We start from the raw sequence: 18,794 nt of genomic DNA, 5'->3' as shown, positions 1-18,794 counted from the left end.
TTCGGGGCCGTATTCGAGCTCCCGGTGGTGATTGCGCTCCTCACCGCGCTTGGCATCGTACAGCCCGCCTTCCTCGCCAAGTTTCGTCGACACGCCGTCGTCGGCTGTCTCATCGCCGCGGCGTTCATCACGCCCGGTAGTGACCCGACGTCGCTCGTCGTCCTCACTATTGCGTTGTATGGCCTCTACGAGATCTCGATCACGCTCTCGAAGCTGATCGCGCGCCGCCGCGAGCGACGGCTCGCCGCCGAGGACGCGTGATCGCAGGAGCGACCGGTCGCGGCTGGTGGCGCGCCGGGCTGGCACTGCTGGCTGGGCTGCATCTGCTGGGAAGTGACGCTGCCGCGCAGCAGCGTCAGACACGGCCCACGCAGGCGCCCGCCGGTTTGGGGCCTGCCAAGCAGGGGCAGGACAGCACGCGGGCCCTGTCCAAGGATCAACGCACGTATCAGTGGACCGCCCCCGACTCCACGATGCGCGCCCTGATGGACAAGGAAGGCTATCGCAGCGTCCAGTACCAGGGCGATACGGTGAAGTTCGATGCCGGGACGCGCATCCTTGTCCTCAAGGGCAAGCCCTCGGCGGTTCAGCGCGATGAGACCATGCTCATCGGCGACTCGATCCAGTACAACGACTCCACCAAGAAGGTGGTGGCGATCGGGGACACGGTGCTGCTGCGCGACCCGGCGGCGCAGGACGCCGACGACTTCGTGGCCAACGGGAAGATCGAATACGATCTCGAAACCCGTCAGGGGCTCACTGGTGCCTTCAGCACGAGTGTCGTCAGTGGGCAACGGCTGTTCCTCACGGCCGCGCGCAGCACCATTCTCTCCGATACGCTCGTGAGCGGTCGGCACATCGTGTTCGCCAAGAACGGCTCGTTCACCTACTGCGATCACGCCGAGCCGCATTTTCATTTCACCACGCGCGACATGAAGTTCGTGTCGCAAAACGTGATGGTGGCGCGCCCCGGCGTGCTGTATATCGGCGAAGTGCCGGTGTTCTGGATTCCGTTCTTTTTTCAGGATGTACGCAGCGGCCGTCGGAGCGGCATGCTCACGCCCAACTTCGGCGTGGCGGAACTGTTCCGAAACAGCCCGGCATACCGGCGCAGCGTTCAGAACATCGGCTATTTCTTCGCCATCAATGATTTCATGAACGCCGAGGTCTCCATGGATTGGCGTTCAGGAGCGCGTAGCTCCGATCTCGATCCCGGGTTCGTGCGCGGCAATGCCGAGGTCCGCTACAAGTGGGTGGATCGTTTCGTGTCCGGTGAGCTGGCCGTCTCGCAGATGGCGTTGCGCAACGGCACGACCAACCAGAGCTGGACCTGGAATCACAATCAGGACTTCTCCAAGACCACGAAGCTCACAGCACGGCTGAATTGGGTGCAGAACACGCAGATTCAGCGGAACACTACCGTGAATCCGGTCGCGGCGAATGCCACCATTCGTTCGCAGCTCAACTACCAGACGAAGATCGGCCCCGCGTCCATCAACGTGGGTGGCTCGCGCGTGCAGTATCCGGGACGTCCGCAGGTGGACATGGACTTCCCGCAGCTCAACGTGACGACCGGTACGCTCGAGGCCGGGCCCGTGTCCTGGACGCCGTCGCTGCGTCTGGCCGTTTCCGGGTCGAGCAAGATCGATCAGGGCTTGCAGTTCCCGTATGTGTACAACGCCCGTCCGGGCGGTGGGCTCGACAGTACGCGCTTCGACGCGAGTCGTCGCAACATGCAGTTCTCGTTCGATACGCCCATCAAGCTCTGGGACTTCCAGTGGCAGAACTCGTTCACGGTCAATGAACAGTTCCGCGATTATCCCGAGCAGCGCGAGATCATCGGTGTGCGGGACACCTCGCAGCGGGTCACGCGCGTGTTTGCCCGCACCTTCGAGACAAGCGTCGACTGGACCACGTCGTTCAACCTGCCGCGATTCTTCCAGGGAACCTGGAATCTCTCGCCGTCGATCAACGTGCAGAACGTGGATCAGGGTGGGCTGTTCGTGCGCACCGAACGAAGTGGTGGCAAGTTCGTGTCGCAGGCGAAGCGGCTCAACTACGCCTTGTCCGCATCGCCAACCTTGTACGCCATGCTGCCGGGATTGGGCCCGATTGCCAAGCTTCGACACTCGATCACCCCTGGTGTCAGCTACAGCTACTCGCCGGCCGCATCGGTCAGTGACGAATTCCTGCAGGCGATCGGCCGGTCGCGCGTGGGCTACCTCGGCGCACTGGCGCAGAACCGGGTGTCGCTCAACCTCGCCACGAATCTCGAAGCCAAGCTGCGGTCGCCCACCGACTCCGAGCCGGACCAGGGGCGCAAGATCAAGCTGCTGTCGCTCAACTTTTCTCCGCTCACGTGGGACTTCGTGCGCGCCGACAGCACCGGCAACGGCTTCACCGACAAGATTTTCTCGATCAGCGGGCGTACCGACCTGCTCCCCGGTCTCGATTTCCGTACCAGCTACGATCTGTTCCAAGGCGATCCGGCGTCCGATACGGCCACGTTCAGTCCGTACCGCACCGACATGGGCGTCACGTTCTCCATGAACGGCAAGTCGGCCATCTTCGCATTTCTGGCCCGTGTTCTCGGGAAGTCGCCGGAGATCGACAGCGCCAGCACATCCGCCCAGCCCAATGCGTCGCAACAGAACGTCGTGCGGCAAAGCCGACAGATGAACGCGGCCGGCGGCGGCGCCATGCGCGGCATGCAGATGGCGCTGCCCGAGTCCGGGCAGGGGTGGAATCTCAATCTGCAGTACAATGCCGCGCGGCAGCGCGCGCCACGCGGGGATGGCCTGATCATCGAGGCTGACCCGGCCAAGCTCTGCGAAGCGTTTCGCAATCAGGGCATTGCGGCCTACGAACGCTGCTTCATCAATGCGCAAACGAGTCCGCCCACCGGACTCGGCACCGGGCAGAGTGCCATCGGGGCGCCCTTCGTTCGCCAACCCCCCGTCTCGAGCGTAAACGCGAGCATGTCGTTCGGCATCACCCAGAATTGGTCAGCCCAGTGGACGACGCAGTATGACGTGGAGCGGTCGCGCTTCGCCGGGCAACAGCTTGGATTGCAGCGCCAACTACACGACTGGAATGCCGTGTTTTCGTTCTCGCAGACGCCGAGCGGCAACTTCGCCTTCAACTTCTTCATTGCCCTGAAGGCGCAGCCCGATCTCAAGTTCAACTACGATCGTCAGACGTACCGGTCGAGCAATTTCTGATGCTGTCGAGTCGCTACAAGCCGTACCACGTGCCGATCTTCCTGGCCAAGTACGCATGGCTTCGCGCTCGGCGTCGCCCGGTGTTGCTGAATTTCGAAGTCACGATGCGCTGCAATGCGCGATGTGGCTTCTGCGACTATTGGCAGACGCCGGCCAGCGAAAAGCAACGGGAACTGGCGAACTTTGCCGAAATCGCCGGGCATTTCAGCCCCATGCTCGTCACGTTCACGGGGGGCGAGCCCACGCTGCGCCGCGATCTCGAGGATGTCGTGCGCGCCGTCCGCGGAGCCGTACGCTACACGTACGTCCAGCTGATCACCCACGCCGGGATGTTGTCGCTGGAGCGGGCGCAGTCGCTCTGGGATGCCGGGGTGGATCAGTTCAACATCTCCCTCGACTACCTCGATGAGCGTCACGATGAGGCGCGCGGGATCCCCGGGCTGACCGCCAAGATCCTCGACCTCGTACCGCGCATGCGGCGAGCCGGAATCGGTGGCGTACGGTTCAACACCGTCATCAAGAACGACAATCTCGACCAGATCCTGCCCATCGTGGAGAAGGCGGCGGCTCTGGGGGGCGGGGTGAATTTCTCGGTCTACACGGCGCTCAAGAACGGGAACACGGACCATCTTCTGCAGGATGTCGATCCCGCCGCCGTGCAACGAGTCGTGAATCAGCTCCTCGCGTACAAGAGGCGCCGGGCCGGGGTGATCACCAACTCCGACTACTATCTCGAACAGATCCCCCGCTATATCCGCGGGGAGATGAACGAGCCCTGCCGCAGCGGGTCCACGACCATCCATATCGATCCGCAGGGGCAGGTGCGGCGTTGTCCGGACTTCAAGCCGGATGGCCCGTGGGAGTCCTACAAGGGGTACGAGCCCATCGACTGCAACGCCTGCTACTACGCCTGCCGTGGTGAGGCGCAGGCCCCGTTGCGCCTCGCCTCCCGGGTTCGGGACGTCATGGCCACGGTGGCGCCGGCCGAGGGGTGATCCTGCCCCGATCAGGGGGCTACGGGGGGGGCATGGGGCGCCGCGGCCCATGGACCGCCCCCGTTGCCTCACGGCTTCGGCACGCGTCTTTGACTGGGGCCGTGCACGCGTGACCGTGCTTGTCACGTGAGGCCCGCCGCCGTAGATAGCTGTATAGCCGCAGCCCACGCGTCATCACCGGTGTCACTTCCCGCTTTCTGGAGCTCGACTCGACGTCATGTCCAACGCCGCGAAGCACCGAAAGAAAGCGGCTGAGTTCGAGCAGCTGAAGCAGATCGATCGCGCGATTGCCTCCTACGTGAAGGCCATCGAAGAGAGCGAGGCGGCGGGTGAAGACGTGGACGTGGCCTTGTACAACAAGGTCGGTGACCTCGCCCTGCGTCAGGGACGCGTCCCGGACGCCATTACGTATTACGAGCGCGCCGTCGAGCACTACGCCACGTCCGGGCTGTTCAACAACGCCATTGCCCTGTGCAACAAGATTTTGCGCAGTGCACCGGGACGGGCGAATGTGTACTTCACGCTGGGCCGCATCTCGGCGCGGAAAGGGCTCCGCAATGACGCCACGCGCAATTTTCTCGAATACGCCACGCGCATGCAGCAGGACGGGCGTATCGAGGAGGGGATTCGGGCGCTGGCGGAAGTGCTCGACATCATGCCCGAGCTCAACGACGTACGCACGGCGGTAGAGAGCCTCGCGGCGCGCGCGGGCATTGCGCTGCCTCGTCGGCGCACCCCATTGCGTACGGATCGGGTGCCGACGCCGGCCTCCACTCCGGCCGTGCGCGAACAGAAGTCGCAGGACCTGATCTTTCTCGACATCGATTACGGGACCCCGACGGATCGCCCGACCAAGGAAACGCCCCGGGTGCCGACACCGAGCGCGTCGCTGCCCGTCCGTGGTCCAGAAATCATCGACCTCGAGCCGGAGACGCCCGCTCCCGGACTCCCGCTGCTTGATATCGGAGAGCGCCCCAGCGAAGGGATGGCGGAGATAGGCACACCGGGCGCCGCCCCGCTTGAGGGGCTCGAAGCCAACGGCGAGTTCGCCGAGGTTGAGGCGACGCCTGTGCTCGAGGGATTCACCCCTGAAGAGCCCCTCACGCCGGCTGAGGTCGTCGATCCGTCAGTACACCCCGCGGACGTCACCTGGCTCACGCCACCAGTGGTGCATACTGACGCGTTGCCCCTCGAGCGACTCAACGCGGAAAGTGTGCCGGAGCTCGACGCGGTCGAGGAGATCCTGCCGCCCACCCGCCCGCCGTTCCGGCTCGATCCGCACGACTTCATTCTGCCGGGCGAACTGCCACCTCTGCTGCTGGACGACGAAGTCGTCAATGCCGGCCTTGAACCCTCGGAACCGTCGGCCACCGTGCGGACGGAGGGCGATGCGCTCCCGAACGTAGAACCGATGGGCGCCGAGTCCGCGGCCGCCGAGTCGGATGTGGGGGGCGACGTGATGTCTCAGGGCGCCGCGGTGGATGCGTCGCCTTCGCTTGAGGCAATGGATTTGGGCGACGCGCTTGCCGACGAGGAGTACGTCGTCGACACCGACGAAACGGTGGTGCCGCCCGTGCGCCCGGTGAGCGTGACGCCGTCGCTGCCGATTGCTGCAGTGGCCGAGGTCGCGGCGACGGTGGCGTCGTCGCGCCGCGACTCACTGCGCGCGGCCGTCGCCCGATTGCCCAAGAACTGGCTGCTGCGTCGACGGCTCGCCGAGGCGCTCTTCGAGGCAGGCGAGCGCGATGCCGCCCTGCATGAGTTGGAGACCGCACAACAGGGGCTGCTCAATGACGGCGAGTTCGACGCCGCCGCCGACATTGCCGACGAATTGGTGCACGTCAGTCCGGACCGTATTGCCTACCACCAGAAACGGGTAGAACTCGCGGTGCGGAGCAGTGACCCGCAGCGGCTGCGCTTCGCGTATCTCGACCTGGCGGATGCGCTGGTGCGCTTGGGGGAAGAGGGACGAGCCCGCGCGGTGTATGCCCGTGTCCTCGAAATCGACCCCTTCGACGACCGGGCGCGCGCGGCGCTCGGCGCGGCGGCCCCGCCGCCACCGCCGCCGCCCGCTTCCAGGGCGGACGGCGAGACGTTTGTCGATCTGGCCCACTGGTTGCAAGACGACGGGCCGGCGAACACGCGCATGCGCATGCGGGAGCCGGCAATCAGCGGCGATGAACAGGCCGATTTCGACGCGCTCCTTCGCCACTTCAAGGAGGGCGTGTCCCGCGCGTTGGGCGAGGACGACTTCGAGAGCCACTACGACCTTGGCGTGGCGTACAAGGAGATGGGGCTGCTCGACGACGCGATCACGGAGTTCCAGAAGGCCCTGCGCAGCCGGGCGCACCGCCTGCCGGCCTACGAGGCGCTCGGCCAGTGCTTCGTGGAACAGGGCCGCTTCCAGGTCGCGGCCACCGTGCTCTCGCGCGCGCTGCACGAGCCCGGGCTGGACGACGAAAAACGGGTCGGGGTGCTGTATCTGCTCGGATATTCTTGCGAGGCCCTGCAGCGCAAGGACGAGGCACGTGGTTATTTTCAGCGTGTGTACGCAACCGACATCAACTTCCGTGACGTAGCCGCCCGGCTGGCGGCGATCGAGCAGGCTTCCCGATGACGCTTATCACGCGGACCCCGTCCGCGCTGGCCGCGGCATTGCGTGATATACAGGCGCCTGTCCGCACCGACCTCGAGGCGGTGGGGCAGGAACTGTGGCGCATCGTCTCGGCCGACGTGCCGCTCGTGCAGAACGTGCAGGAGCATCTCATGGGCATGAAGGGGAAACTCTTCCGTCCCACATTGCTGCTGCTGTCGTCGAGCGTCGAGGGGGAATCGCCGCGCAAGGCGATCACCTTTGCGGCCATCATCGAACTCATTCATCTCGCCACGCTCGTTCATGACGACGCGGTGGATCACTCCGTGCTGCGCCGCGGTATGCCGACGCTGAATGCGCTGTTCAGTCATCAGGTATCCGTGATCATGGGTGACTACCTCTACCTCCGTGCACTGCGGGAGTTGGTCACCATTGGCGATCTCGAAGCCATGCGGGCCATCACGTTCGCCTCGAACGAGATGACCATCGGTGAGATCCGGCAGTTGGCCCAGTACGATGCGTTGTCCTTCACCGAGAAGGATTACGAGACGCTGATTCGCGCAAAGACGGCAGCGTTGTTCATGGCCGCGTGCGATGTCGGTGCGTGGTGCGGCGCGCCCAGCCATCGCGCAGCGCTCACGCGTTTCGGCGAACGGCTTGGTATGGCGTTCCAGGTGGCCGACGATCTGCTCGACTATACCGAGCAGACCGAAATGATCGGCAAGCCGAGCGGCCTCGACCTGAAGGAGCACAAGGTCACGCTGCCGCTGATCGCGGCGCTGCGCGAGATGCCGTCGAGCGCCCGAGTACGCGTCGAGGCGTTGTTCGCGTCTCCCGAACCCGATGAAGACGCGATTGCCGAGGTGGTGGCGATCGTTCGCGATCACGGCGGTCTCGAGTACGCGCGCCGCCGCGCCGATCAGTACTCCCGAGAGGCCGAGGAGGCCCTCGCCGAGTTGCCGGATGGGCCATCCAAGACGTCGCTGATGGATTCCATTGGCTACGTCGTCGAGCGGCGCTGGTAATGGCCAAGGGACCATCCAAGCACCGTCCGGTGTTTCACCTCCTGGTGCTGGCCTCCGGATTCGTGAGCGGCGGCCTGCTCACGCAGGTCGCCCGTCGGTTTCTGCCGGCTGGTGCGGTGAAGGAGTTCCTGACGACGGGGGTGACCCCTGCGGTTGGGCCACTTCCGGTAGATCTGATTATATTGAAGTTTGCGGTTGGACCAGTCGCCCTGGATGTCTCGCTGTTGAGCCTTCTGGGAGTATTGATCGCCTACCTCATCGCGCGGTCCCTCTTCTAGGAGTTTCCCATGAACTTCGGCAACCTCGGCTTCGGCGAGATTCTCGTCATTCTGGTGATCGTTCTGCTGCTGTTCGGCGCCAAGCGCATCCCCGAGATCGCTGGCTCGCTGGGCAAGGGCATCAACGAATTCAAGCGTAACCTCAGCGATGCGCAGCGTCAGATTACGGAAGCGCCCCGGGCTGAACAGCAGGTCGCGGCGCCCAGTGCGCCGGTCAACGCCATCCGTGAGGAAGAGCGTCCGGAGCCCAAGCGCCTGATGCAGTAAGGCAGGCATTGAGCACGACGGAAAAGGGCACCGCCTCGGCGGTGCCCTTTCTGTTTCCCTTCCTGCTGAGTTCCGTCGCCCTGCTTCCCGCCAAAAAAGAACAACGCCCCCGCGAGCATCGCTCGCGGGGGCGTTGGCGTTCGGATGACCGCTCAGCCGTCCGACTGGCGGCGCAGGGCCGAGAGGACTTCGGAACGGCGATCCTCCACCTTCACGCTCTCGCGCAGGTTGGTAAGGAACTCGTCGACCTTCTGCTGGCGCATGGACTGCAGAAACTGCTGGCGCTGCACGCTCTTCTCGGCCTCGAATGTCTGACGGTTCGCGTCGGTGCGCCCGTCTACCCGCATCACCACCATCGCATCGACGGCGCTGAACGGGCCGGCCACTTGTCCGATGGCGGCGGCGAAGGCTGCGCCGATGGCCGGCGAGAACTGACCGAGCCCAGGGACAGCGTCGACCCGCGTGAACGGCGCCGACTTCTCCACGGTAAGCTTGCGTTCGGTCGCGACCGCCTCGAGCGACGACGCGCGGGCCGCCTGAGCCAACTGCTCACCGATCGGGCGAAGCTTCTCCACTCGCTTGTCGCGCGCCAGGCGGCGACGGATGTCGTCCTTCACTTCGGCGAGCGGGGCCTGGCCACCCTTGGTGAGTGAGTCGAGTCGCGCGAGGTAGTACGCGTCGGGTGAGTCGAACAGGTCGCTCGTTTCTCCGGCGCGCACCCCCGAGAAGGCCCACGCGCTCACGCTCGGCACATAGCGGCCGGCGAAAGTGAGCGGCTCCTTCTCCAGCACGACGGCGCTGGCGGCCGTGAGACCGAGCTGCTTGGCGGCGGCGTCGAACGCCTTGGGGTCTTCCTGGCTGCCGGCCTTCGACGCGAGCGAGTCGGCCCGGCGATCGGTGCGCGTGGCGCTCGAGTCACTCTGGGCGATGTTCACGAGGATGTGGCGAAGATCGAGCGTATCGCCCTGACGCGACTCCACACGGATGATGTGCCAACCAAACGGAGTCAGCACCGGCTGCGAAATCTCGCCCACCTTGAGCGCATAGGCAGCCTCTTCGAACTTCGGCGTGAAGCGGCCCTTGCCGCCCTTGCCGAGCGAACCGCCGTCGGCGCCGGAGATCGTATCGGTCGACGAGCGCTTGGCCACGTCTTCGAACTTCGCGCCACCGACGATCTCGGTACGGATGGCGTCGATGCGACGCTTGGCATCAGCCGAGTCGGCGGCGGTCACCGAGCGGGGGACGGTGAGCAGCGACACCACGGCGCGGCCTGGACGCTCGAAGCGCTTCTTATTCCGGTCGTAGAACGACGAAATCTCCGCGTCCGTGACAGAGACGGCCGTATCGGTGAGAGTCGCCGGGCTCAGCACGACGTAACTCACCGTGGCGCTGTCGTGACGGTCGCGATACACCTGCCAGAGTCGTTCGTCGGAGATGTACGCACCGCTCGCGATCTGGTCGAAGAGCTTCTGCTTCGGGATCTCATTGCGGTAGTACGCCTCGAGCCCGGTCAGCGCGCCTGACTGCCGGGCGAGCGGGCTGCTGAGGAAACGCTGGTACTTCTGGATGTCGAACTTCCCATCCGTCTGCAGGTCGGGCGACTGCATGGCCTGCGGCGGGGGAGCGAGTCGTGCCGCCTGAAGGATTTCGTCGTCTGTAACCGTGATGCCCCGACGCTTGTATTCCTGCTGGAGCAGCAGCTCCGTGACCAGTTCGTTGAACGCACGCTCCTCGAGCTGCTGGCGTTCGTCGAGCGTGATCGCGTTACCGGTCTGCTGCGAGCGCTCCTGCTCGAGGGCCGTGACGGCGTTCTGCCACGTGGTGAGGAGGATCTCCTCGCCGTTGACCGTGGCGATGGACGTGGTCGTGGTCACCGGCGCACGACCGGCCAGCCCCGAGGTCTCGTACAGCAGGAAGCTGCCAACGAACGCCACGATGAGGATGATCCAGATGTACTTCGCGGCGCTCCGCATCGATTGCAGCACGGGGCGTGACTCCTTCGGTCGGAAAAACGGGCAAACGGAAAGGCACACGCACCTCCCTAGAAGAAGGGCGTGTGCCGCAGAGTCCGGAAACCTAGCCAGCGCGTTCTGCTAAAGGCAAGACAGGCCAGCACTTCGCATCACTGATTCGCGATTGACTTCCCACGGCTCGTGGGCGAACAATTCCCCAGACGCCAGCCCACCGTTTCGCCACCGGCTCCTTGCCGGTGTCATGACGACCGGGACGCCGCGGGATACCACCTTGAGGGCACCGCACGGATGAGCACCGCCGCCCGGATCGAAGAGCTCCGGAAGAAGTTCGACGAAAACCCGCGCCGCTATTTCGCGCCGCTGGCGAACGAACTCCGGAAAGCCGGGGAGCTGACGCAGGCCATCGCGCTGTGCCGCGACCACCTGCCGAAGCAGCCCGGGCATATGAGTGGGTACATCGTGTTCGGCCAGGCCCTTTTCGAGGTCGGCGAGCTCGATGAGGCGCGGTCGGTTTTCGAGCAGGCCCTGACGCTCGATCCCGAAAATCTCATCGCGCTGCATCACCTCGGACATATCGCCCGTCAGCAGGGAGATACTTCGGCCGCCCGTCGCTGGTATGAGCGGGCGCTCGAGACCGATCCGCGCAACGACAACATTGCCCACCAGCTGGCGGCATTGGCCACACCGGTGCGCCCGCAGCCGGCGGTCCCTTCGCCGGCGCCTGCAGAGCAGGAGCCGGATCGGGAACTCGCGTTCCTCGATACGGGCTTCAGCGCGCCACAGCAGGAACTCGCAGCCGTTCCGACTCCGCCCGAGGCGCACACGGTGGTCAGCGACCCACCGCTACCGCCTGACGACGAAACGATCGCGATGCCCGTCGAGGAATCCGCCGACGTCGTAGTCGCTGACATCGAGGATACGGAGGTGGTGGTGGCATCGGCGGAGCCGGGTCCCGCCGACGACCCGTTCATGTTCGCCGATGACGAAACGGGCATGACGGAGATGGTCGATGCCGGCGCGCCCGCACCGATCGATCTCGATGCGGCGTTCGAGGAGGGCCTGGTCACGGCGGGTTGGCCGGATGCCGCGGAGCTGGCCGCCGTGGCCACTCCGCGGGTCGTCACCCCACTCGCGGTCGACGTGCCACCCGACGCCGCCGAGGCCTTCGGCCGCGAAGCGGACGATCGGGTGGCGCTCGCGCTGCCAGAACCTGAAGTGGACGTCCTGGGCGATGACGCCGACCTCGTTCCGCCCACGCCCACCCCGTCGGTGGAAGAGAGCGCGGTGTCTGACGAAGTAAGCTTCAGCGATCTGTTGCCGCTGCCCGACATCGAGGCGGAGGGCACGGAACCGATGAGCGACTCGCCGTTTAGTATGGAGAGTGTCGAGCCGATCGCCGACGTCAGCGAAGCGCGCATGGACACGCCGGTTGAGGAGGCGGCTTTCCCAGAGGGCGATTCGTCGGAGGCGGAGCCCGCCGGCGAGGCGCCCGCCCAGTCGCCGGCGTTCGTGACGGAAACGATGGGGGAGTTGCTCGTCGCGCAGGGGTTCATCGACCGAGCGGTGGCGGTATATGAGGAACTGGTGCGCCGCCGGCCGTACGATCCGGTGCTGTCAGCGCGCCTCGCCGAATTGCGCGAGCAGCTGGAAACCGCCGCACCGGTACCCGTGTATACGGCGCGCGAACGGTATGCGGCGTTGGCCGCCAGACGGGTGGTGCGGCGAACGCCGATTCGGCCCTATACACCCGTCGTGTCGGCGGCGGTCACCCCGCGTTCGGTCACGCCGGTATCGGCGCCGGCTATCGCGTCGGGCGACTCGCTGGCCTCGCTGTTCGGGACAGAGTCGCCGCGCCACGATGATGATGCGGCACGCTCGCTGGCAGAGGCGTTTGCGCCACAACCGATGGAGAGTGGTCCCGTCGATGGGTTCACCACTGCGTTTCTGGGGGCCTCCGATGGCCCACGGACACCGACCCCGGCGTACGGGGCGGTGCGGCACCCCACACCGAGCGCCGTACCGCCGGTGCCTCCCGGTAGGGCAGAGGCGGGGGGCGAGTTCTCGTTTGACCGCTTCTTCCCCGATCCTGCGGTGCAAGCCGCCTCTCAGTCGGCCGGCCGGCCGCAACCGGACGCCGCCCCGTCATCGCCCGTCGGCGACACCGCACCCGTCGAGTCGTCGCCGGGTGATGACCTCGCGGAGTTCTCGGCGTGGCTCAAGGGGCTCGGCCAGTCGTGATCATCGGGATGCTCAACGGACCCAATCTCAATCTGCTCGGAACCCGCGAACCCGCGGTCTACGGCACCACCACTCTCGGTGAGATCGTGGCTCACTGTCAGGCCGTGGGACACGAGCTGGGAGTGGAGATTCGCGCCTTTCAGGCGAACGGCGAGGGACCGCTCATCGACCAGTTGCATGCCTGGCGCGGTGAGGTCGCAGGCGTGGTCGTGAATGCGGGGGCGTACACCCACACCAGTCTGGCGCTGCGGGACGCCTTCAGCGCCACGAATCTGCCGTTCGTGGAGGTGCATCTGTCCAACATCTACGCCCGCGAGCCCGAACGGCGCCATTCGATGCTCGCCAGCGCATCCATCGGCATGGTCTGCGGGCTCGGTGCCGTCGGCTACGAGTATGCGCTGCGGGGCTTGGTGCAGGCGTTGCGCACACGGAATTGAGCGGATAGCATCGCGCGATGCGCGACGATGCCGCTTTTCTGTCCGGGCCACCGGCTTCGAGGTTGGCCGCCCTTCGTGATGCGATCGGGCGTGCCGACCTCGACGCCTTATTGGTCACGGGGCTCCCGAGTATCCGATACCTGACGGGCTTCTCGGGAAGCAACGCGCTGTTGCTGGTCTCGGCCATCGAATGCGTGCTGCTCACCGATTTTCGGTACGAAGCGCAGGTCGCGGATGAGGTGGCGCCACATACGACCGTGAAGATCGAGCCGACGAGCCTGTGGGCGGGGTTGTGGCCGAGCATTGCGGCCATCCCGGGCGTCGAGCGCATCGGTTTTGAGTCGGCGCACCTGCTGCATCGCGATTTTGCCCGGCTGCTCGAACAGGGCGGACGATGGCAGTGGCGTCCCACGGCCGATCTCGTGGAAGCACTGCGCGCCGTGAAGGATCCCGGAGAAGTCGCCCACATCCGGCGCGCCGTCGCGATGGCCGAACAGGCGCTCGACCGTACGCTGTCGGTGCTACGCCCTGGCTTGACGGAGACCATGGTGGCCGGCGTGCTGGAGCAGCACCTGCGCGAAGCGGGCAGCGAGGCCTTTCCGTTTCCCTCGATCGTCGCGTCGGGCCCGCGCTCCGCGTTGCCGCATGCGCGTGCGGGAGACCGGCGGCTCGAGCTCGGCGACTTCGTACTGCTCGATTTCGGCGCGGTCGCGCATGGCTACTGCTCGGACATCACCCGAACGGTGGTGCTGGGCACGGCGACGTCCGAGCAGCGGACGGTATACGAGATCGTCCGCGAAGCCAATGTTCGGGCTTCGGGCGCGATTCGGGTCGGAATGCGCGGGCTGGCTGCAGATGCCGTGGCAAGAGACTACATTGACGCCTGTGGCTTCGGCGACGCGTTCGGGCATTCTCTTGGCCATGGTATTGGACTCGAGGTTCACGAGGCGCCCCGTTTGGCCAAGACTGTCGAGGCTCCCCTCGCTACCGGGATGGTGGTCACCATCGAACCGGGGATCTATCGCCCGGGATGGGGCGGGGTGAGAATCGAAGACGACGTGCTGCTGACCGATGCCGGTGCGGAGGTGCTCACCACCTTCGCTCGACATCTGATCGAAATCGCCTGACATTGCGCACCCCGCCCCGATGGGGCACTGCGCGTTCTCCAGCCTTTCCCGCCATGATCGACCTGCGCTACGTGAAGAAGCTGATCGAGATGCTCGACGGCTCCACGGTGGATTCCATCGAGATCTCCTCCGACAAGGGGATGAAGCTCCGTATCTCGAAGAGTCCGCAGCAGCGCGCGGCCGTGGCCATGGCCCCGGCCATCGCCGCGCCGATGGCGGCCCCGGCCGTGTTGCCTCCGGCGGCGCCGGCGCGTCCTGCCGAAGATGGGGGGATGGCGGCGCCGAAAGCCGAGGCGCCGAAGTCCGCGGCCCTCGAGATCAAGTCGCCCATGGTGGGGACGTTCTACTCGGCGCCTGAACCGGGTGCGAAGCCGTACGTGTCCGTCGGCGATCGCATTCGCAAGGGCCAGATCGTCTGTATCATTGAAGCGATGAAGATCATGAACGAGCTCGAGTCCGAGTTCGACGGCGTGGTGCGCGAGATCAATGTCTCCGACGCCAGCGCGGTCGAGTATGGCCAGGTGCTCTTCCGCATCGATCCGACCGGCTGAGACATGACGACATGACGATGGTCTCCGGCGCGCCCGGCGCTGCTTCTGGCGCCGTCCCGGCCACTGGGCTGGATCTCAAGGCCGCGCTGCAGCGAATGGTCCGCGAGGGCGCGTCCGACCTGCACCTCAAGGTCGGCCGTCCGCCCACGCTGCGATTACACGGAGACCTCGTCCCGCTCGACATGCCGCCCATGCGGCCCGAGGAGTTGCGCGCGCTGGCAGAGCACCTGCTCCCGCCGGCCCAGCTCCGGGAGTTCGTCGAGATGCGTGAAAGCGACTTCGCGATCAACGTGCCGGGCATCGGACGCTTTCGCGTCAACGTATACCAGCAGAAGGGGACCGTGGCGTTCGCCATGCGCTCCATCGCTCACGCGGCGGTGAGTATCCGCGATCTGAATCTGCCGTCGGTTCTCGAACAGATCGCCATGAAGCCCCGCGGACTCGTGCTCGTGACCGGTGTGACCGGTGCCGGCAAGAGTACCGCCATGGCGGCCATGATTCAGTACATCAATGAGCGTCGCAGCGCCAACGTGATCACGATCGAGGATCCGATCGAGTTCGTGCACCGTGACGTGCGCTGTCACATCAACCAGCGCGAAGTCGGCACCGACACGGCCTCGTTCTCCCAGGCGCTGCGCCGGGTGCTGCGTCAGGACCCCGACGTGATCATGATCGGTGAGATCCGTGACCTCGAGACCCTCGAGGTGGCGCTCAAGGCGGCCGGCACCGGACATCTCGTGTTCTCCACGCTGCATACCACCGATGCCACGCTGACCATCAATCGTGTGCTGTCGTTCTACCCGCCGCACCAGCAGAACGAGGTGCGCTTCGCCCTGGCGAATGCACTCTCGGCGGTGGTCTCGATGCGCCTCGTGCCGCGTGCCGATCAGCCCGGACGCGTTCCCGCCTGCGAAATCCTGGTCAACACCGAAGCCGTGCGCGACCAGATCCGGGACATGTCGGCTGCGCTCAATATCCCCGACCTGATCAAGGAAGGGAGCGTGGCCTATGGCATGCAAAGCTTCGACCAGTCGCTCATGAACTGGTATGCGCGTGGCATCATTTCCTACGAGAGCGCGCTGTTCAACGCGACTAATCCCGCCGAGTTCGCGCTGCGCGTGCAGGGGGTCGACGGCGCAAGCGACACGGCCTTCGCGGGCTTCAGAACCGGCAGCGCCGACCTCTGAGCGCCGGTCGTCGCCTGACCTGCACGGGTGAGGCGGTGACCATGGCCCCCGGCGTCGCGTAATACGCCCGGCCGGCCGGTGTAAAGGGCTGGCGGCAAGGCGTCGTTCTCGCCAGCATAGGGGATGTTCAAAAAGGTCCTGATCGCCAACCGCGGGGAAATCGCTCTCCGGGTCATTCGCGCCTGCCGCGAACTCGACATTCAGACGGTCGCCGTGTACTCCGAGGCCGACCGCGAGTCGCTGCATGTGCGTTTCGCCGATGACGACGTGTGCATTGGCCCGCCGTCCAGTCGTGACTCGTACCTGAAGATTCCCCGGCTGATCGCGGCCGCCGAAATCACCGGGGCCGACGCCATTCACCCCGGGTACGGCTTCCTGGCCGAGAACGCCGAATTCGCGGAAACGTGCCGGGCGTCGGGCATCACCTTCATCGGTCCCACGCCCGAGCAGATTCGCGTGATGGGCGACAAGGCGTCAGCGCGACGCGCCATGCAGGAGTGCGGCGTCCCCATCGTGCCTGGGACCCCCGGTCCGGTAGAAGATCCGGAAGAGGCGCTCGAGTTTGCGCGCGGGATCGGTTTCCCCGTGATCATCAAGGCTGCGGCCGGTGGCGGGGGCAAGGGCATGCGGGTCGCCCGCGATCCCGATGACTTCCTGCGCTCGTTCCAGCTCGCCCGTTCTGAGGCCCTCTCGGCGTTCGGCAACGGCGACGTGTACGTGGAGAAGTTCCTGGAGCGTCCGCGCCATGTGGAGTTCCAGGTCCTCGGTGACATGCACGGGAATGTCATTCACCTCGGAGAACGTGACTGCTCGGTGCAGCGACGGCACCAGAAGCTCATCGAGGAAGCGCCGTGCCCGGTGATGACGCCGGAGCTCCGCGAGCGCATGGGGGAAGCCGCCACGCGCGGGGCGAAGGCCATCAACTACGTCGGGGCCGGCACCATCGAAATGCTCCTCGACGAAGACGGCTCGTTCTACTTCATGGAGATGAACACGCGTATTCAGGTGGAGCATCCGGTCACGGAGCAGCTCACCGGCGTTGATCTCGTGAAAGAGCAGATCCGCGTGGCCGCCGGCCTGCCACTCTCTGTGAAGGAACTCCCGCCGTTCCGTGGGCACGTGATCGAGTGCCGGGTGAACGCCGAGGACCCGGCCCGAAACTTCCAGCCCTCGCCGGGCCGCCTCGACGTGTTCCACCAGCCCGGCGGCCCCGGGGTGCGCATCGATACCCACGCCTATGCGGGCTACACCGTCCCGCCGTTCTACGATTCGATGATCGCCAAGCTCATCGTGCAGGGAGCCACACGCGAGGAGGCGCTCAAGCGCATGCAGATCGCGCTGGAGAGCTTTGTCGTCGAGGGCGTGAAGACGACCATGCCGTTCCTCGCCCGTGTGATGCAGCACCCCGGCTTCCAGGCTGGCAAGGTGCACACGAAGTGGCTCGAGTTCGAGGGCGCCGATCTCCTCAAGGAACCCACGTAAGTGCGAACCGACGTGCTGCTCCGCTGACCGTCGCTCTTTCGCGTTCATCACGCGGTCCGGGGGACCCATGGATCGACAACATCTGCGACGCGAGTTCGGGGCGATAGCCCTGAGCCTGCTGTCCGTGTTCCTGATCGGTGCGCTGGTGTTCCAACACACCGACAGCGCTCGCTGCTGGGATGCCACGGGGCCCTTCGGTCCGATCGGGACCATCGTGCGGTGCACGTTGGTCTCGGCCGTGGGCATCCCCGGCATGGTTATCGTGGCCCTCGGCTGCCTCGTCGTCGCGCTCGCGCTCTTCGGACGAATCAAGCGCGCCGACGACGCGAGTGATTGGACGCTACTGTTTGCCGGGACGGTCACGCTTGTCCCCGTGGCCATTGGGCTGGCTTTGGGGGGAGAGCCCGCGGCATCCGACGGCGCAGGACTCTGGGGAAGCTTCGCCGCACACTATCTGCGGAAAGGATTGGGGACGGCTGGTGCGTGGATCGGGTTTCTCCTCGCCACGAGCGCCTTGACCGTGGCGACGCTCCGCTGGAACCCGATCCGCCTGCTCGTGGGCCCCGGTATGGCGAGCGAGGCCGAAACGGCGACCCGCTATACCCCCACGCTGGCGGAGCGACTGGCTCCCGAGCCGGAAGAGATGCCGGCGATCGATCCGGCGCTGGTGCGCGACGTCCTCGCGGCGACGCCCGCCTCGCGCGGGCGGAAAAAGGAGCTCCCCGAGCCGGAGCCCGAACCGGAACCGCTGCCTGTCGACCCCCCGGCGCGGCGCAGCAAGAAGGGGAAGGAACCGCGCGAAGAGGCCGTGGAGGCGGCGCTCGAGCAGTCGGAGCTCGCCCTCTTCAGCGACGACTTGCCGAGTACGGAGCTGTTGTCTCCGCCTCCGCCGCGTAACGCCGATCAGGGGCGTCGGGAGTTGGATCTCGCGGGCGAGAAGCTCATGGCCACCTTGCGCACGTTCAAGGTGGACGGCGAACTGGTAGGGCGCACCACCGGCCCCAGTGTCACGCAGTTCGAAATCGAACCTGCGGCGGGGGTGAAGGTTCGCCAGATCGCCGCGCTGGCCGACGACCTGGCCCTCGCCATGCGCGCTCCGAGTATTCGCATCGTGGCGCCTATTCCCGGCCGCGGCGCCGTAGGCGTTGAGGTCCCCAATCCGTCGCCGGAGATGGTGGTGCTGCGCGAAGTGCTCGAAGCGCCGGAATTCCGGTCGGCGCGCGCCGCCCTACCGATTGCCCTCGGCAAGGATCTCGAGGGGCGGCCGGTGCTCGCTGATCTCGCGAAGATGCCTCACCTGCTGATTGCCGGCGCCACGGGGTCCGGGAAGTCGGTGTGCGTGAACACGATCATCACGAGCCTCGTCTACCGGCACACGCCGCGCACGCTGCGCTTCCTGATGGTCGATCCGAAAATGGTC

The 18,794-nt window shown here is 65.8% G+C and carries 15 protein-coding genes; 14 read left to right on the top strand and 1 reads right to left on the bottom strand.

The genetic code is table 11. The annotated features are described in order from the left end of the window. The 7 genes from ACIQ6O_RS03760 to ACIQ6O_RS03730 all read left to right on the top strand — a co-directional run. Positions 1 to 261, top strand: a 261-nt coding sequence (locus ACIQ6O_RS03760) for a twin-arginine translocase subunit TatC (protein ID WP_396206443.1), incomplete at its 5' end; no start/stop codon positions are given. After that, positions 258 to 3,221 carry a putative LPS assembly protein LptD gene (locus ACIQ6O_RS03755; RefSeq protein ID WP_396206442.1) on the top strand — a complete coding sequence of 988 codons (2,964 nt, stop codon included), beginning with the start codon at positions 258 to 260 and terminating at the stop codon, positions 3,219 to 3,221. The genes ACIQ6O_RS03760 and ACIQ6O_RS03755, both read left to right, overlap by 4 nt. Next, entirely contained in the window at positions 3,221 to 4,216 is a 996-nt protein-coding gene (locus ACIQ6O_RS03750; RefSeq protein WP_396206441.1) for a radical SAM protein, read from the top strand. Before ACIQ6O_RS03755 ends, ACIQ6O_RS03750 begins: the two co-directional genes overlap by 1 nt. A 217-nt stretch (positions 4,217 to 4,433) precedes the next feature. Then, positions 4,434 to 6,833: a tetratricopeptide repeat protein gene (locus tag ACIQ6O_RS03745; RefSeq protein WP_396206440.1), complete on the top strand. Its 2,400-nt coding sequence runs from the start codon at positions 4,434 to 4,436 to the stop codon at positions 6,831 to 6,833. After that, positions 6,830 to 7,834: a polyprenyl synthetase family protein gene (locus tag ACIQ6O_RS03740; RefSeq protein WP_396206439.1), complete on the top strand. Its 1,005-nt coding sequence runs from the start codon at positions 6,830 to 6,832 to the stop codon at positions 7,832 to 7,834. The genes ACIQ6O_RS03745 and ACIQ6O_RS03740 overlap by 4 nt, the downstream gene beginning before the upstream one ends. Next, positions 7,834 to 8,112, top strand: a complete 279-nt coding sequence (locus ACIQ6O_RS03735) for a DUF4321 domain-containing protein (RefSeq protein WP_026850657.1) — start codon at positions 7,834 to 7,836, stop codon at positions 8,110 to 8,112. The genes ACIQ6O_RS03740 and ACIQ6O_RS03735 overlap by 1 nt, the downstream gene beginning before the upstream one ends. Before the next feature lie 9 nt (positions 8,113 to 8,121). Further along, positions 8,122 to 8,379 (top strand): twin-arginine translocase TatA/TatE family subunit, encoded by a 258-nt coding sequence (locus tag ACIQ6O_RS03730; RefSeq protein ID WP_396206438.1) that lies wholly within the window; start codon positions 8,122 to 8,124, stop codon positions 8,377 to 8,379. 152 nt (positions 8,380 to 8,531) lie between these two features. Here ACIQ6O_RS03730 and ACIQ6O_RS03725 read toward each other — a convergent pair whose 3' ends face one another. Next, positions 8,532 to 10,364: a peptidyl-prolyl cis-trans isomerase gene (locus ACIQ6O_RS03725; RefSeq protein WP_396206437.1), complete on the bottom strand. Its 1,833-nt coding sequence runs from the start codon at positions 10,362 to 10,364 to the stop codon at positions 8,532 to 8,534. A 276-nt stretch (positions 10,365 to 10,640) separates the two neighbouring features. On the opposite strand from ACIQ6O_RS03725, the gene ACIQ6O_RS03720 reads away from it, so the two are divergent. The 7 genes from ACIQ6O_RS03720 to ACIQ6O_RS03690 all read left to right on the top strand — a co-directional run. Beyond that, positions 10,641 to 12,590, top strand: coding sequence for a tetratricopeptide repeat protein (locus ACIQ6O_RS03720; protein WP_396206436.1), 1,950 nt, complete (start codon positions 10,641 to 10,643; stop codon positions 12,588 to 12,590). Further along, entirely contained in the window at positions 12,587 to 13,027 is a 441-nt protein-coding gene (gene aroQ / locus ACIQ6O_RS03715; RefSeq protein WP_396206444.1) for a type II 3-dehydroquinate dehydratase, read from the top strand. The genes ACIQ6O_RS03720 and aroQ overlap by 4 nt, the downstream gene beginning before the upstream one ends. A 17-nt stretch (positions 13,028 to 13,044) precedes the next feature. After that, on the top strand, positions 13,045 to 14,154 hold the full coding sequence (locus tag ACIQ6O_RS03710) for a M24 family metallopeptidase (protein WP_396206435.1): 1,110 nt from the start codon (positions 13,045 to 13,047) through the stop codon (positions 14,152 to 14,154). 53 nt (positions 14,155 to 14,207) lie between these two features. After that, positions 14,208 to 14,705: an acetyl-CoA carboxylase biotin carboxyl carrier protein gene (gene accB / locus ACIQ6O_RS03705; RefSeq protein ID WP_396206434.1), complete on the top strand. Its 498-nt coding sequence runs from the start codon at positions 14,208 to 14,210 to the stop codon at positions 14,703 to 14,705. Between the two features lie 11 nt (positions 14,706 to 14,716). After that, complete coding sequence (locus ACIQ6O_RS03700) at positions 14,717 to 15,892, top strand: type IV pilus twitching motility protein PilT (RefSeq protein WP_396206433.1); 1,176 nt, start codon at positions 14,717 to 14,719, stop codon at positions 15,890 to 15,892. A gap of 123 nt (positions 15,893 to 16,015) precedes the next feature. Next, positions 16,016 to 17,374 carry an acetyl-CoA carboxylase biotin carboxylase subunit gene (accC, locus tag ACIQ6O_RS03695; protein WP_396206432.1) on the top strand — a complete coding sequence of 453 codons (1,359 nt, stop codon included), beginning with the start codon at positions 16,016 to 16,018 and terminating at the stop codon, positions 17,372 to 17,374. Positions 17,375 to 17,441: 67 nt separating this feature from the next. Beyond that, positions 17,442 to 18,794, top strand: a 1,353-nt coding sequence (locus ACIQ6O_RS03690; protein ID WP_396206431.1) for a DNA translocase FtsK, incomplete at its 3' end; no start/stop codon positions are given.

This window comes from Gemmatimonas sp., assembly GCF_044345575.1.
In the GTDB taxonomy this organism is placed as follows: domain Bacteria; phylum Gemmatimonadota; class Gemmatimonadetes; order Gemmatimonadales; family Gemmatimonadaceae; genus Gemmatimonas.
This window is presented reverse-complemented; position numbering and strand designations above follow the sequence as displayed.